Annotated in this window: 16 protein-coding genes; 1 reads left to right on the top strand and 15 read right to left on the bottom strand. The window is 47.4% G+C overall.

Features of this window, described 5'->3' with window-relative positions; translation table 11 throughout:
• Window positions 1-27: 27 nt before the first annotated feature.
• Both H6759_03015 and H6759_03010 read right to left on the bottom strand, forming a co-directional pair.
• Window positions 28-366 (bottom strand): hypothetical protein, encoded by a 339-nt coding sequence (locus H6759_03015; protein USN53001.1) that lies wholly within the window; start codon window positions 364-366, stop codon window positions 28-30.
• Window positions 367-458: 92 nt separating this feature from the next.
• Window positions 459-596 carry a hypothetical protein gene (locus tag H6759_03010; protein USN53000.1) on the bottom strand — a complete coding sequence of 46 codons (138 nt, stop codon included), beginning with the start codon at window positions 594-596 and terminating at the stop codon, window positions 459-461.
• Between the two features lie 12 nt (window positions 597-608).
• On the opposite strand from H6759_03010, the gene H6759_03005 reads away from it, so the two are divergent.
• Complete coding sequence (locus H6759_03005; protein ID USN52999.1) at window positions 609-938, top strand: hypothetical protein; 330 nt, start codon at window positions 609-611, stop codon at window positions 936-938.
• On the opposite strand, the gene H6759_03000 is transcribed toward H6759_03005, so the two are convergent.
• From H6759_03000 to murI, 13 genes are all read right to left on the bottom strand, one after another.
• On the bottom strand, window positions 928-1,314 hold the full coding sequence (locus tag H6759_03000; protein USN52998.1) for a pentapeptide repeat-containing protein: 387 nt from the start codon (window positions 1,312-1,314) through the stop codon (window positions 928-930). The two genes, H6759_03005 and H6759_03000, sit on opposite strands and share 11 nt — an antisense overlap.
• A gap of 92 nt (window positions 1,315-1,406) precedes the next feature.
• Entirely contained in the window at window positions 1,407-1,847 is a 441-nt protein-coding gene (locus tag H6759_02995) for a hypothetical protein (protein USN52997.1), read from the bottom strand.
• Window positions 1,848-1,936: 89 nt separating this feature from the next.
• The gene (locus H6759_02990) at window positions 1,937-2,455 is read right to left on the bottom strand and encodes a hypothetical protein (GenBank protein ID USN52996.1); all 519 of its coding nucleotides are present in this window, start codon (window positions 2,453-2,455) and stop codon (window positions 1,937-1,939) included.
• Between the two features lie 161 nt (window positions 2,456-2,616).
• Complete coding sequence (locus H6759_02985; GenBank protein USN52995.1) at window positions 2,617-3,180, bottom strand: hypothetical protein; 564 nt, start codon at window positions 3,178-3,180, stop codon at window positions 2,617-2,619.
• A 127-nt stretch (window positions 3,181-3,307) separates the two neighbouring features.
• A complete protein-coding gene (locus H6759_02980) occupies window positions 3,308-4,150 on the bottom strand; it encodes a hypothetical protein (GenBank protein USN52994.1) in 843 nt (280 codons plus the stop codon).
• 414 nt (window positions 4,151-4,564) lie between these two features.
• The gene (locus H6759_02975) at window positions 4,565-5,524 is read right to left on the bottom strand and encodes a hypothetical protein (protein USN52993.1); all 960 of its coding nucleotides are present in this window, start codon (window positions 5,522-5,524) and stop codon (window positions 4,565-4,567) included.
• A gap of 207 nt (window positions 5,525-5,731) precedes the next feature.
• On the bottom strand, window positions 5,732-7,114 hold the full coding sequence (locus H6759_02970; GenBank protein ID USN52992.1) for a hypothetical protein: 1,383 nt from the start codon (window positions 7,112-7,114) through the stop codon (window positions 5,732-5,734).
• A 180-nt stretch (window positions 7,115-7,294) separates the two neighbouring features.
• Complete coding sequence (locus H6759_02965) at window positions 7,295-7,882, bottom strand: hypothetical protein (protein ID USN52991.1); 588 nt, start codon at window positions 7,880-7,882, stop codon at window positions 7,295-7,297.
• A complete protein-coding gene (locus H6759_02960) occupies window positions 7,858-8,469 on the bottom strand; it encodes a hypothetical protein (GenBank protein ID USN52990.1) in 612 nt (203 codons plus the stop codon). Before H6759_02960 ends, H6759_02965 begins: the two co-directional genes overlap by 25 nt.
• Window positions 8,433-9,710, bottom strand: a complete 1,278-nt coding sequence (locus H6759_02955) for a phenylalanine--tRNA ligase subunit beta (protein USN52989.1) — start codon at window positions 9,708-9,710, stop codon at window positions 8,433-8,435. Before H6759_02955 ends, H6759_02960 begins: the two co-directional genes overlap by 37 nt.
• A 345-nt stretch (window positions 9,711-10,055) precedes the next feature.
• Window positions 10,056-11,123, bottom strand: coding sequence for a phenylalanine--tRNA ligase subunit alpha (gene pheS / locus H6759_02950; protein USN52988.1), 1,068 nt, complete (start codon window positions 11,121-11,123; stop codon window positions 10,056-10,058).
• A 12-nt stretch (window positions 11,124-11,135) separates the two neighbouring features.
• Window positions 11,136-12,293 (bottom strand): site-2 protease family protein, encoded by a 1,158-nt coding sequence (locus tag H6759_02945; protein ID USN52987.1) that lies wholly within the window; start codon window positions 12,291-12,293, stop codon window positions 11,136-11,138.
• Between the two features lie 259 nt (window positions 12,294-12,552).
• Window positions 12,553-13,320, bottom strand: a complete 768-nt coding sequence (gene murI / locus H6759_02940; GenBank protein USN52986.1) for a glutamate racemase — start codon at window positions 13,318-13,320, stop codon at window positions 12,553-12,555.
• Window position 13,321 lies beyond the last annotated feature (1 nt).

The following is a 13,321-nucleotide window of genomic DNA, read 5'->3' as shown; positions in this document are numbered from 1 at the left end:
TTAAAGAAGAGGGAATGAGGGAGATGATTACTCCTCATCTAAATCCGTTAGACTTGGCATCTTTCTTTTGGCTCTTTTTTTTGTTGGCGCGGAGTCTGTCTCCATATGGTCCATGATATATCCAAGCACCTTCTCCCCTGCTTTTGCTGCCATACCTGAGTATCCAGCAAGACCAGTAAGCTTATCGCCAACGAGATTTACAAGGTCTTCTGCTTTTTCTGTGCCTCGGCGGATAATATTTGCAATATAGTTTACGTTACGAAGTAGACGCGCTGCTTCATAGAGTGTCCAGCTTAAAAAACCAGCAACAAACAACAAAGAGACGATGCCAGCAATAAGTAAAAGATCTTGAAGAGAAATGTACATATGAAAAGAGTATAGCAACATTGCAGAGAAAGAAAAAGAATCTAGAAAGAGAAACAGCGCACGAGTTGTGCGCTGTCAGTAGATTTTGCTCGTTAAGCGTGAGCTGGGTCGCTATGAGCATCAACCGTCGAAAGCATTTTATCAGCAAGAGCTTTCTTTGCCGTACTCTCGTCAGAAAATATTTGTAGAGCAAATAACTTAAGAGGCTCGTCCTTTATTGGTTGTCGCAAAAAGATTGCCTTGTGATCAACGAGCCGTTGCAAGAAGGCTTTGGGTTGGCTGATATCGAGGATAAAAGGCTCTCCATTGTGCGCAGGCTTAATCGTCAGAGTAGCTTGTTTCTCGAAAGATCTGAATACACCAATGGTGACATCAGAATCTTCGCCATTATCAACGACTGTGTAGATTGGGAGAATAAGACGACTCACACATCACCTTTTCTATTTGATTTAGGAACCGGCCACATTTTTGCAGCAGGCAAGACAGTAACTGATTTTGATGTTTTTGTCTACACTATTGAGAACAATAAAACGGATGCAGGAGGCATCCGTCTTGTCAGGATTAAAGCATAGAAGAACGTGACGTTCGACAAAGTGCACCATTGAGAAATTCTTTGCCTTGAACAGTAGCAAGTGAAGTATCAACAATAGTGACAAAAGACGACTTAACGCCATAAAAATTTGCACCATCAAGCGTACAGCGATAGATATTGACGAAACGTAACGATGATAGCTGAAAGTCAGCATCTCTAAAGTTTGTACCTTGAAAACGTGCATTGTCGAGGTTCACTTTTGAGAAGTTTACCTTGCTTAGATCTAGGTAGTTAAGATTTGCCCCAGATAGATCAATAATCTTGTCTGGATGATCTTTGCGCCAGGTATTCCAGGCAGGAACTCCTTGGTCGAGCAAGTTAAAGTAAAACTCATATTTACTGCCTCGTTGGCCCATGACACCGCCCTTTCGGGGAAACGCTTGTCTATAATCTATTACCTTTATTCAACGCTTTTGTCAATAAGAAAGAGAGCGTTTGTCGCGCTCTCTCAGTGTGAAGTCTTACAAAGAAAATCGTTTTGCCAGGTCATAGCATTTTCGGACGTGTCAAAGATCATAACACGCGCTTGATGTTTTTCACCGAGGTCGTCGATATGTTCATAGCGTGCACCGATACCACTTGTTAGTTTTCTTTCTAGGCTCACCACCGGCAACGAATCAAGTTCGATGTCGAGAGAGGTAAAAAAGAAATGAGACTCAAGTTGGTAGTGTCCATGTCTAATATAGAGCTTGCCTGTACAATATTGCGGCGTTGTATTCTCGTGAAGAATAAGAACATGTACTTTATAGAGTGCAATTTTTGCAACGCCTGAATCTTTGCTTGATATCGGCGCGCCAATGTCAGAGTGTGACGTTGGAAGAATTGAGCTCGTAGGTTTGCGCTGATATCGCGTCACAATTTCTCCTTTCGACAAAAAGAATTTTAACATGAAAAAATTTCTCTTCAGAAAAATTGTGTGGACAAAAAACTCCTCCGAAAAATATCGGAGGAGTTTTTGTTTTCACAAATTAATTTTTTTTATTGTTTATTCACTGTTGCTTCCCAATACTGTTGTTTGCCTGTGATACGATCAGTGATCATGTAACGTGTATACACTTGAGCATCGGTTTCCCAGAGGATTGACGGGATTACTTGGTAAACGGCTTCAGGGCCAAGATGACCAGAAGCTATACCGTGAATCAAGTAGGCGTCAGTTTTGCCAAAGTATGGGTAGCCAAGGTAGTAGCTTTCAAGGGTCTTAGCACCTGAAAACATCGTGACACCTTTATCGTACGTGATAATCACGGAGCGACTCTCGAATGGCAAAGAATCTACAACAGAATAACGGGCCTCACCATTGCGAATACGATAATAGGTGATCTTTGGCGCAGCTCTGTCCACTGTATAGTCATATGTTGTTTCAACAACACCATAGCCGTCAGATAAGCGGTAGAAGTTCGCGTAAATTACTTTGGTATCACTTTGTGTAATCTGTGTGAGGTCTCGATAATGAGGCAATGTATGGAGATGAAAACCGTTTTTTACGTCCGCTGACATCACTCTACTGTCGCCAGTAGTTTGATAGCTAGTGTATCCTACCGTTAACTGCCCAGGATATTGCTTAATACCGTCAACGATAACAGACTCCGTATTGTAGTTATTAGGAATTTGCGCAGCTCCTGTATTCCAAGAATTTGAATTTGCAAAGCCGTTATAATTTACGGTTTTAAAAATCTTGGTGCGTAGTATGGACGCTCACTCTCTAAATCTCTTACAGAGTACTCCAAGACAACGTCTTTGTTTCTACAAGAAAAGAATGGCTCCGTTGAGTAGCGAACATTTTTCGTTGTATCAATATGCCATTTCACCTCCTCGGGTGTTCTTGCTTCAAAAAGATATTTCTGTTGCTCGTAAATACCGTCTGCATCTTTATAATAACGAGAATAAGGAAGTAACGTCGGATGATTTTTTCTTTCCGTCTCTAAATCAACGGTTACAGACCATGCGCGATACGTGACGCCCGAACAGTCTTTTTCACCTATAAAAACAGGAGGATTTGTTTTTAGATTCGTAAAGTTTTCAAATACTGGCTGACCAAGTTTTGTGCTTTTTTCTGTCGGGAGACGCCACAAGGACTTCTCCGCTTGTGAGATAATAGATGTTGGAACAGTTGGTAATGACAAACGTTTTTTATACACAACACCTGGCGCTGCAAGCGCTTGTGAGCTAATCGTTAATGTACCGATAATAGCCAAAGATAGGGATGACAAGTATTTATTCATGGCAATATAATACCATAGAATAGTCATTTTGTCAAGTAAGTTGTTGACGTTAATACATATATTTAAATAATAGAAATCCCCCACCCTCGTCATTCCAGAACGGAAATCGGAGGGTGGGGGCTCGAAGTTAGTTGAAGTACACGATGACAGGCGCGCTGTCCGTGTACACGGGGATGTCAGGGTTCCACTCCCAGCGCGGAGTGAAAAGTACCGCCTCAGCGGCCTCTGTTGCCGCGTTCACGCGGCAGTAAAGGCCAATCCAGACCATCTCGGATGCCGGGATTGACACGGCGTCGAAGTTCAGGATGAGGCCTTCCTCGCTAAGCTCCAGTCCCTCTATCGGTTCGTACACAAATTCTGTGTAGTACCGATAGTCGGCTGTTACCTCGGCACAGTGGCCGAGGGCGGTCGTTGCGCCGAAGTCGAGTTCGTCGATGACGAACTCGCTTCCAGAATCATTGATGATCTGGAACGTCCCCAATAGCTGCGGGGACTCGATCTCCGTCGAGATTGTTGTCGACGAAACATAGGGAGCGGCATACTCCCCGTACATCCTTTGCGTGCCGAACACGATTGTGCTCACACCGCCCAGACGGACGGTATGAATACAAGTGCCTTCGTCGCAGGTGTCTGCCGACGACGCGTTGTCGTCAGCATACTCTGCATCGGTGAAGCAAGGAGGTGCTTCGACCTCCGTCACGTTTGTCGTGACGTAGCGACAAGCGCCCGTCTCTTGGATGCACGAGGCGATCGTGTCATCGCCATACGCCTCGTCGCAGTCCGCGTCGGACTGACAGCCCGTATCCTCGTGGATGTAGACATCCACCCGGTGGTCCTGGCAGCCCATGAGGGCGAACGCGGCGCAAAGCGCCAGGAAAAGCTTGCTGGAAAAGGACATTCGAACCCTCTTTCTGCCGTGAAACGGCGTTAAACCAGAGATGAAAGCTCTACTACCATGTAAAGCCTTCATTGCTGATCCCCCACCCTCGTCATTCCAGAACAGAAATCGGAGGGTGGGGGTCTTCAGAGTTGTTGGGCTGACTAGCGGGTCAGCGTTGTGACCCATGTGAGGGTCCCGATAGAAGTTGTGCCGAAGCAGGAACCATTCATTCCGAAATCGTCCCATACGATGGCAGAAGTGCGCCAGACGATCGGATTGGTGTCGGGACCGCGGACGATAGTACCGTCTGTTCCACAAACACCATCGAGCCCTACTCCTCAATTGTCGTGCTCAGCGAGTCTCCATCTACAAAACCAGATGTAGAAGCCGAGAGAGTTAGAACGATGCCGCTGCTCGTGATGATCAACGGCTCCCGAAAGATCACGTTGATCCAGAACTCCGTATCACTAGGTGACACTTCTATTCCAGAAGCAAGGCTCGTTTTTACCCACTCACCGGATTCGTGGGCCCAATAGACGATCTCTGCATCCTCGTTGGGAATTTGGACCGCCCTCTCCTTAGAGAGAAGTTTCCGACCGTTCCGCCGAGCGTAGATCCGTTGAGGATAAAGTTCAGTGAGTAAACACGAACGGGTCCATTTGGATCGGCAGTGATTTGCACCCGGTAGAGATCTTGCTGTGGACCATTGCTGATCCTCGTTGTTGCGATGGCCTGCCTCAATAGGCTAGGCTTGCTGCGATGAATCACACTCACCGACGGACGAGAGAACGGATTCCCGTAGAAGGTTTGGCCATTGCGATCACTGATCGCCGCAAGGGTGACTCGTGCCGCCACACCGTCATCAGGGAAGATGGCGTGGTAGGAAGGGTTGACCTTAGCCCAGAGCTCTAAGGATGCGGAATGCCCAGGGGCTAGCTCCACGAAGAAATCTGGCGTGAAGAACTCAACTCGGTTAAGGCCCGTATTTGGGGCTGTCACGCGAACGTTACCTTCCTGCGCGAGTGCAAAAGAATCAAAAATTCGATCTCCTACAAAGGCTGTGTCAACAATACCGGTACCTGTCTCAAGATCCATTACAACTGAATTTAGAGCCAGGTAGTCGATACGACGCGTGATAGCGCTGACGAGTGTGACCGTACCGATTTTCTGCCACACCTCGCTATTGCTAGTCAGGACGCTACTAATGGGCTCGAAATAAATTTCGAGCCCAGAAAAAACATGTCTACAGCCGTTTGCTTCACATGAATCCAGAGATATCGGGTCGCTGTCATCGCAGTCTTGGTCGCTTACACAGCCTGGAGCTTCACGATCAAAGGATGTTTGATAGTGGCAGGTGCCGCCATCCGTGCTAACGGTGCACCAAATACGGGTATTGGGCCCGTACTGTAGGTCGCAGTCTTCACTTGTTTGACATCCTGCCGACTCATGGATGAATTCCTCCATAGGAGCACTATTGCAGCCAATGGTAAGGGCGCAGAACATGAGGGCGAACCTGTAAAAGGACATATAAACCTTAACTTTCTGCCGTGAAACGGCATTGAAACCAGAGATGAAAGCTCTACATCGTTGTAAAGCCTTCATTACTGATCCCCCACCCTCGTCATTCCAGAACGGAAATCAGAGGGTGGGGGTAGTGAGTTGTCGGGCTGACTAGCGGGTCAGTACTTGGACCTGAGTAAGGTCCAAGATATCGTAGTCGCCGTAAGCCCAGTGACCAAGCGTGTCGCTGAAGTTATGGGCACCGTCACGCCAGACGATTGAAGAGGTATAGACCTCCTCGCTCGAGAAGACGAGACGTCCGGCGGCATTCATCCATCCGCTTGCGACGTGTCCCCAAGGCGCACTGGTATAGGGGCGGATCGTGACCTGATCGCCGCTCTGTGTACCAGAGATAGTGGCGCTGAGCGTCAGAACCACTCCCGAACCCGTCACAATTTGCGGATTGATGAAGTGGATGATGAGAATAGCTCCATCTCCCAACGCTAGTCCGCTCGTCCTATAGTCGGTGAGTCCAACCTCGCCGCGAACGGTGTAGTCGCTGGGAGGGAGCGGTTGGCTGCCGACGCGGACTTCGAAGTGTGATAGTGCGAGATTTGTCGAGTTGCCGTCGAGCTCGAAGGCGAGGCTATGCACCTCGACCGAGCCATGGGCGTCGGCACTGATCTGCATTCTGTACAGATCCTGTGTCGTATTGCCGAGCGTCGTGGTTGCGAGCGCTTGGCGCGTCACCGTGGGCTTGGTTTTGCGTAGCATGGTCCAGAAGGTACCGCTCTCTTCAGAGACGATGATATCTTCTGCGTTGCCATTCATACGCAAGCCATCGAGTGAGAGCGAGACGGTCGGATCCGACCTCGACGTCGAGGTGAAATACGTCTCGTCCGTCTTGCCCCAGACTTGGTAGGTCATCGTTTCGCCAGCCGCTAGGAAGAGGCTGTCGAAGTTGAAGACGATACTGCTTCGAAAGGAGCCGGTGGACACCGGAACGGCCGTATTCACGACCGCTCCGTTTTGCGCCAGAGCAACTCCCGACCACGCGCCGGCGTTCGCGCCACTGAAGACGATGCCAAGGATTTGGCGTCGTCCAATGGTGTTATTGGCCGTGATGGTGAGATCGCCGAGGTGACCCCAGGTGTTTCCGTCGACGATCGTGAGCCGTCCTTCGGTGGCAAATGTTGCGGTGATGTTGGCTCCTTCGGAAGGAGCCGAAACCTCGATGACTTCGACTTCACGGATCACGTGCGTACACCCATTAGCGTTACACGTGTCGGATGAGGTGCTGTCACCGTCGTCGCAGTCCAGATCGCTGTAGCAATTCGGAATCTCGTACTCGTAGTACGTTTCGTAGTGACAGGTGCCGTTGCCGGCCTCCATGTCGCACCAGGTGAACGTGTCACCGCCATAGACGGCGTCGCAGTCCGCGTCGGACTCACAGCCGGTTGCTTCATGGATGTAGACATCTACTCTGCGACTTTCGCAGCCCATGAGGGCAACGAAGGCGCAAAACGCCAATAGAATCTTGCTTGAAAAGGACATTCGAACCCTCTTTCTGCCGCAAAACGGCATAAATCGTGATGACTTAGAAGCAGAATACTCCTGTAGTCAACGCGAAATAATACCATAAAATGACACTTTTGTCAACAGTAAAATAGACATAATTGATATAGTAAAATGGCTTTATGTAGCAAAAACGCCTTATCGGCGTTTTTAATTGAACTAACTTCTGCTTTCTGCACGATACTCTTTGGTAACGTGTTCTTTTATGTCTTCAATGACTTTCTCGGTTTCGCTTGATTCAAGTGTGCGCTCGGTAGATCCGATCGTCACGCGGATAGCGACAGATTTTTTGCCTGGTGCAATCCCCTTGCCTTTATAGGTATCAAACCATTCTGCTTGTCTGATGAGTGGATTGAGTTGTTTGATAGAGTCTACAATCGACTGAACCTCGATGGAGCTATCCAAGATAAAGGCGAGATCACGCTTAACCTCAGGGTAGGCATTCATTGGTTGATAGTCAGCGTGGGAGGCAAGCTCAGCTAATTCTTTGACGGAGATATCGGCTAAGGCAACACGACCTTCAAACTTATAACGCTCACGAAGTTCTGGATGGATTTCACCAATTGTTGCGACGAGATGTTCGCCAACAAATCCTTGAGCAGAACGTCCTGGGTGCCAGAATGGATCGCTTTCATGTTTCTTCCAAGTCACATTTTTAATGCCGAGTTCTTTTAGAAGATGTTCAGTAGCGCCTTTTGCTTTTTTCCAGGCTGCATCATCGCTCAAAATACCAAGGGATAATTGCATGGTTTCTTGAGGAGATCATTCCATGTACCAGTTTCACTCGTATTGAGGTAGATATGTGCCATCTCAAAGAATGCGAGCTCTTTGCGACGCTCATGATTTTCGCTAATCGTTTCGAGCATGGATGGTAAGAGCGATGCACGCATGAACTCAAAGTCGGTGGTGAGAGGGTTATCGATTCTCAACATGTGACTTGGATCAAAACCTGCTTTCTTCATCATGTCTCCTGACACAAATGAATAGGTAAACGCTTCGCTTAAACCAGCGCCTTTAAGAATCGTGCGTGTCTTTTTCTCGATAACTTGTTGCTTGGTAATACGACGATTCGAAATACCCGCCGGAAACACCGCCGGTAGATGCGCATAGCCACGCAAACGTGCAATCTCTTCGATAAAATCACGACCTGACTCGATATCGTGGTCACGCCACCAAGGTACTTCGGCTGTTAAGACACCTTTTTTAATGGATGCATCAAAGCCAAGCTTCTTGAGGGAGCTCAACATCTCTTTGTCTTCGATAGGTAAGCCAATGAGCGTGGTAACCTGCTCGGTTTTTACGGAGAATTCTTGAGGTTTATAGACGTGAGCCATCTTGTCGACGATTTCGCTTGAAACATCTCCTCCACAAAGCTCCTTACACATCTCAATGGCACGAGCGAGCGCGCAAATTCTGGCGCTTGTGTTGAGAGGCCTTTTTCGAAAAGTTTTTGCGAGTCGCTGTAGACATTGAGTTTACGCGCACTTCGACGAGTAAAGACAGGATCAAATGTTGCCGCTTCAAAAATAACGCTCACGGTATCAGTCGTGATAGCAGAGTGTTCGCCACCCATAATGCCTGCAATGCATTGAGGTTGCTCATCATCAGCAATAACAAGATTTGTTTCGCTTAGTTCGTATGTAATGCCATCAAGTGCAGCGATCTTCTCTCCTGCTTTGGCTTTGCGAATGTGAAGCGTATCACCAACGAGTTTGCCCGCATCAAAAGCATGCATCGGTTGGCCAAGCTCAAGACGAATCAAATTTGTGATATCTACGACGTTATTATGTGGACGTACTCCAGCACCAAGCAGGAGACGTTTAATCCACCATGGAGAGTCGGTGACCTTTACGCCATCCATACGCACCGCCATATAGCGAGGTGCGAGCTCTTTTTCTTCGACGTTTACTTCGAGCTTTTCGCAAACTTTGATTTTTGATGGGAGTTTTGGGGCTTTCCAGGTGAAGTCTGCGTCTAAAATGGCAGATGCTTCACGCGCCATACCGACCATTCCCATCGCATCAGGACGATTGGTCGTAACTTCGATGTCCATGACGGTGTCATCAGATAATCCAAGCGCATCAGCAAGTGGTGTGCCAAGTCCAACAGATAATTCTGGGATGCTTTTACCAAGATCTAAAATTTCTCCATCTCCGTGTGGAAACGCGTCAAATAAACCAATCTCATTTGCCGCACAAATCATCCCTTCGCTCTTTACGCCGCGAATTTCGATTGGTTCAAGCACGATTAGCTCCCCTTCTCCGTGCCAACGCACACTTGCGCCAACCAGTGCCACCGCAACAAGCTGACCTTCGACGATATTGGTACCACCGCAAACAATGGTGAGTTCGCGTCCACCAATATCAACAATCGGCAAGCGTAATTTTTGTGCTTTTGGATGCTCTTCGATGCGAAGAATTTTACCAATAACAATATTCTCAAGATCTTTGCCTTGAGGGATAAGCTGCTCTACGCCCGGACCAGAAAGCGAAACGCGTTCAGCGAATTCTTCAGCTGTTGTTTTGCCAAGGTCAACGTATTCACGCAACCAGCGATAAGAAGTGAGGAGGTTCATAGGTTAGAAATCAATAAAGCTAATTACGATGAAGAAAAGGCCGGTAAAGACAAGGAAAATGTCACGAACTAAGATAGAATTTTTATCGTCGCTCAATGCTCTAGTGATAACTGTTCTCATATCATCGTGCCCGAGCCCTTTTGCGCGAAATATCAGCAGTATCCGACTAAGAAAGAGTGCCACACAGCCGCAGCCTACCGTAAATTCTAGTTGACCATAGGAGGATAATTCAAGGATATCTGCCAAGCGATAAATACCGAGGAAGAGTATCAGTACAAAGAGCTTTGCGATGAATCTACCTACATGGTGTAGAACACGGTCAAGAGCAGTGGGCTGGGGCATACTCTAGAATTGTTCCAAGAAACGCACGTCGTTCTTGTAGAGGGTACGAATATCGTCGAGGTTTAAGCCTTCTTTCATCATGTAGGTGCGTTCGATTCCCCAGCCAAAGGCAAGACCAGAATATTCGTCCGGATCGATACCGGCTGCTTTTAAGACATTTGGATGAAGCATGCCAGCGCCGCCAAGTTCGAGCCAGCCATGTTTACAGATACGGCATTTGCTTTCGTCTTTGAGTACACCCGTTCCGTCACAAGCAGCGCAGGAAATATCAATTTCAAATGACGGCTCAGTAAATCTAAAGTGATATGGGCGATAACGTGTCTTGCGTTCTGGACCAAAGAATTCGTGAACGAAGTAATCAAAGAGTCCACGTAAATGTGTGATCGAAACATTTTTATCTACGTAAACACCATCAAATTGATGAAACATTGGCAAATGACGAATACCCATTTGGCGACGATACGTTTTTGTGATGTTGATGGCACGAATCGGTAATTGTTTTTCGTTTAAGATACGTGCTGTGCCACTTGTTGCATGAGGCGTTAATAACATCTTTCCAAATTGTGGATGTGAAGGCGCATCCATAAAGAAGGTTTCCCATTCATCACGTGCAGGATGGTCTTTAGGCATGTTTAAGCGTTCAAACGCAAAATCATCCCATTCAACTTCTGGATAGCGTACGCGTGTAAAGCCAGCCTTGGTAAAGATGCCTTCGATTTCATCCATGGCTTGATTCATGACATGAATATGACCACGAGGCGGCATGATGCCAGGTTCAGTGATGTCCTCGGTCTCTGAGGCAAGACTTTCATTAAGTGCCTCGCGCTTTAGTCGTGATTCGGTATCAGAAAAGAGCGCTTCGAGTTCGACTTTGATCTCGTTCGCCATGGCGCCGAGTTTTGGGCGCTCTTCGGTAGTTGCTTCGGCCATTCGCTTCATGAGCTCTGCGAGTTGACCTTTGCGTCCTAAGAAGTTGGTTTTGGCCTCCTCTAAGGACTCTAGTGTGGAGATTGCAGGCACCAGGTCACGCGCTTCTTTAGCAAGAAGGCGCAATGCTTCATCGATATACATAGGATATGCTGTTTATATACCAAATACGCCTAATAATCCACTCCAAATTGAGGAGCCGTACTTTTGGAGGTCTTTAAGGGTCACAATGAGGATTAAGCCCAATAAAACGAGAAAACCGATCTGATGGACGGCCGCCTCGATACGAGGATCGTTCTTTTTGCGACGTAGCGTCTCAAAAATGACAAAAAGCGCACGTCCACCATCAAGAGCTGGGATTGGTAAGAAGTTGATAACAGCAAGGTTTAACGAGAGGATGGCGGTAAATTGTATCAATGCCCAAAAGCCACGTTCTGAGACTTGGCCAGTAATAATTGCGATACCAACAGGTCCGGACACATCTGCTGCCTGACCACCGCCAGAAAAGAGATCATGAATGAGCTGTCCGAATCCTGCGATAATCGCACCTGCATAAGAGGTGGCTGTCACAAATCCTTGTCCAATTGCCGAGAAGAACGGAAACTTTACAATACCAATATCTGTAATCGCGATACCAAAGCCCGCACGCTCAAGTTCGGGTAAGAATTTTGCTGAAGTTGTAATCACTTTTTCTTCGCCATCACGTCGAATAGTGAAATTAATGGGTTGATTTTCGCCGTATCCTTTTAGGATGAGTTGAGCGTCGTCTGCATTTGTTGGTTGACGGTTATCAAGTGTCAAAATGTAATCTCCTGCTTCAAGGCCTGCTTCGCGTGCGGCACTCCCGGCAACAATCTCGGTGATTTCGATATGTTGGTTGGTGATAATCGCGTTTTGCGGCAATCCTGAAAGCTCAGCTGGCACTCCAGAGGCAAAGCCAAAAGCAAAAATCGCCGATGCGAGTAACCAATTCATAAAGACGCCAGCGGCAAGAATGATAAATTTCTTCCAACCAGCTTTTGATTGAAACGAGTCCGGTTGATCTGTACCGTCACCTTGTTCGCCTTTTAATTTCACAAATCCACCTAAAGGCAACCAATTAAGAGACCAGACGGTATTTTCATAGTTACGTTGGTCCGAACCAGAAACGCGCTTCCATTTTTTACCGACTTTTACAAAACCAATAGCACGAGGAGGAAAGCCATAGCCAAACTCTTCGGCCTTTACGCCAAAAATACGAGCGGCAACATAGTGACCAAGCTCGTGAACAAGAACAAGAACCGATAAAATGAGGAGAAAAATCAAGACAGACATGGGGAGAAAATAGCAAAAATAACGTCTTTCGTACAGAGGAGGTGAAAGGTGCATCCGCCCTCGCTTCGTTATCCTCCCTGTCCCTCCGTGTGAACGAAGGGTTACGCTTCCGTCATGCCGACCGACGACGTAAGGAGGAGTGGAGGCATCTGCCCGTGCTGCGAGATCTCTCCACTTCTTCGCTTTGCTCAGTCGGTCGAGATGACAGTAAGGCCGTGTACCTCTTCGCTCCGCGGCGAGGCTGGAGAGGATCGAGAGACTAAGAAGGTACGTGCGAGATAACACCTTCATCGCAATTCAGCCATCTCTGCGCGAGATCTTTTGTATGTGTAGGTAAATCGGTGAAATAAAAGCTTTGTTGCGCGCTCTTTCTCGTAGAAGGGGGTAAAGGAGTTTGAAGTGAAGCCGCGAAAAGCGCAGGACCGTTTAAGATCTTTGTTGATGGTAAAAGCTCAGCGATGACCTTTTCTAAAAAAGGATAATGAGTGCAGCCAAGCACGAGAAGCTCCGGTGGATGTTCTCTAAGCGGGGCAAGGTATTTTTTTGCGATACTAAGCACTTCTGGCGAGTCACTCATCCCCTCCTCCACAAATGGGACAAATAATGGACAAGCGATCGCTTCGATACGAATGTCGCTTGTTATTTCGCGAATAGAATCTTGGTAAACGTGTGAGGCAAGAGTCCCACGTGTGCCTAATATCGCTACGGACTTTGGTTGTAGTTTTTTGATTTCAGAAATCACCGGCTCAATCACATTATAAATAGGTATTTCTGGAAATGTTTCTCGCAAGAGTTCGGTAGCCGCTACCGAAGCGGTATTGCAGGCAATGCCAATTGACGTTGCGCCATGTTCAATCAACCAACGCGCATTTTCTAATGCATATTGTTGGATGAGCTCACGGCCTTTATTTCCGTAAGGTGCGCGAGCCGTATCACCAAGATAAAGTAAATCTGTGTCAGGAAAAGCTTCGAGCACCGCTTTTGCTACGGTAAGTCCGCCTAAACCCGAATCAAAAAGCCCGAGCATA

Source organism: Candidatus Nomurabacteria bacterium (assembly GCA_023898425.1).
Classification (GTDB): Bacteria; Patescibacteriota; Patescibacteriia; order 2-12-FULL-60-25; family 2-12-FULL-60-25; genus HK-STAS-PATE-2.
Note: the sequence above shows the minus strand (reverse complement) of the source record. Positions and strands in the feature narration are given on the sequence as shown.

Coding starts and splice junctions, on each gene's coding strand:
- H6759_02970 (USN52992.1), bottom strand. CDS start 7,114: ATGTCCTTTTCAAGCAAGATTCTATTGGCGTTTTGCGCCTTCGTTGCC.
- H6759_02995 (USN52997.1), bottom strand. CDS start 1,847: ATGTTAAAATTCTTTTTGTCGAAAGGAGAAATTGTGACGCGATATCAG.
- H6759_02955 (USN52989.1), bottom strand. CDS start 9,710: ATGAACCTCCTCACTTCTTATCGCTGGTTGCGTGAATACGTTGACCTT.
- H6759_03000 (USN52998.1), bottom strand. CDS start 1,314: ATGGGCCAACGAGGCAGTAAATATGAGTTTTACTTTAACTTGCTCGAC.
- H6759_02975 (USN52993.1), bottom strand. CDS start 5,524: ATGGAGGAATTCATCCATGAGTCGGCAGGATGTCAAACAAGTGAAGAC.
- H6759_03015 (USN53001.1), bottom strand. CDS start 366: ATGTACATTTCTCTTCAAGATCTTTTACTTATTGCTGGCATCGTCTCT.
- H6759_02965 (USN52991.1), bottom strand. CDS start 7,882: ATGCAATTATCCCTTGGTATTTTGAGCGATGATGCAGCCTGGAAAAAA.
- H6759_02990 (USN52996.1), bottom strand. CDS start 2,455: ATGTCAGCGGACGTAAAAAACGGTTTTCATCTCCATACATTGCCTCAT.
- H6759_02985 (USN52995.1), bottom strand. CDS start 3,180: ATGAATAAATACTTGTCATCCCTATCTTTGGCTATTATCGGTACATTA.
- H6759_02945 (USN52987.1), bottom strand. CDS start 12,293: ATGTCTGTCTTGATTTTTCTCCTCATTTTATCGGTTCTTGTTCTTGTT.
- murI (USN52986.1), bottom strand. CDS start 13,320: ATGCTCGGGCTTTTTGATTCGGGTTTAGGCGGACTTACCGTAGCAAAA.
- H6759_02960 (USN52990.1), bottom strand. CDS start 8,469: ATGGCTCACGTCTATAAACCTCAAGAATTCTCCGTAAAAACCGAGCAG.
- pheS (USN52988.1), bottom strand. CDS start 11,123: ATGTATATCGATGAAGCATTGCGCCTTCTTGCTAAAGAAGCGCGTGAC.
- H6759_02980 (USN52994.1), bottom strand. CDS start 4,150: ATGAAGGCTTTACATGGTAGTAGAGCTTTCATCTCTGGTTTAACGCCG.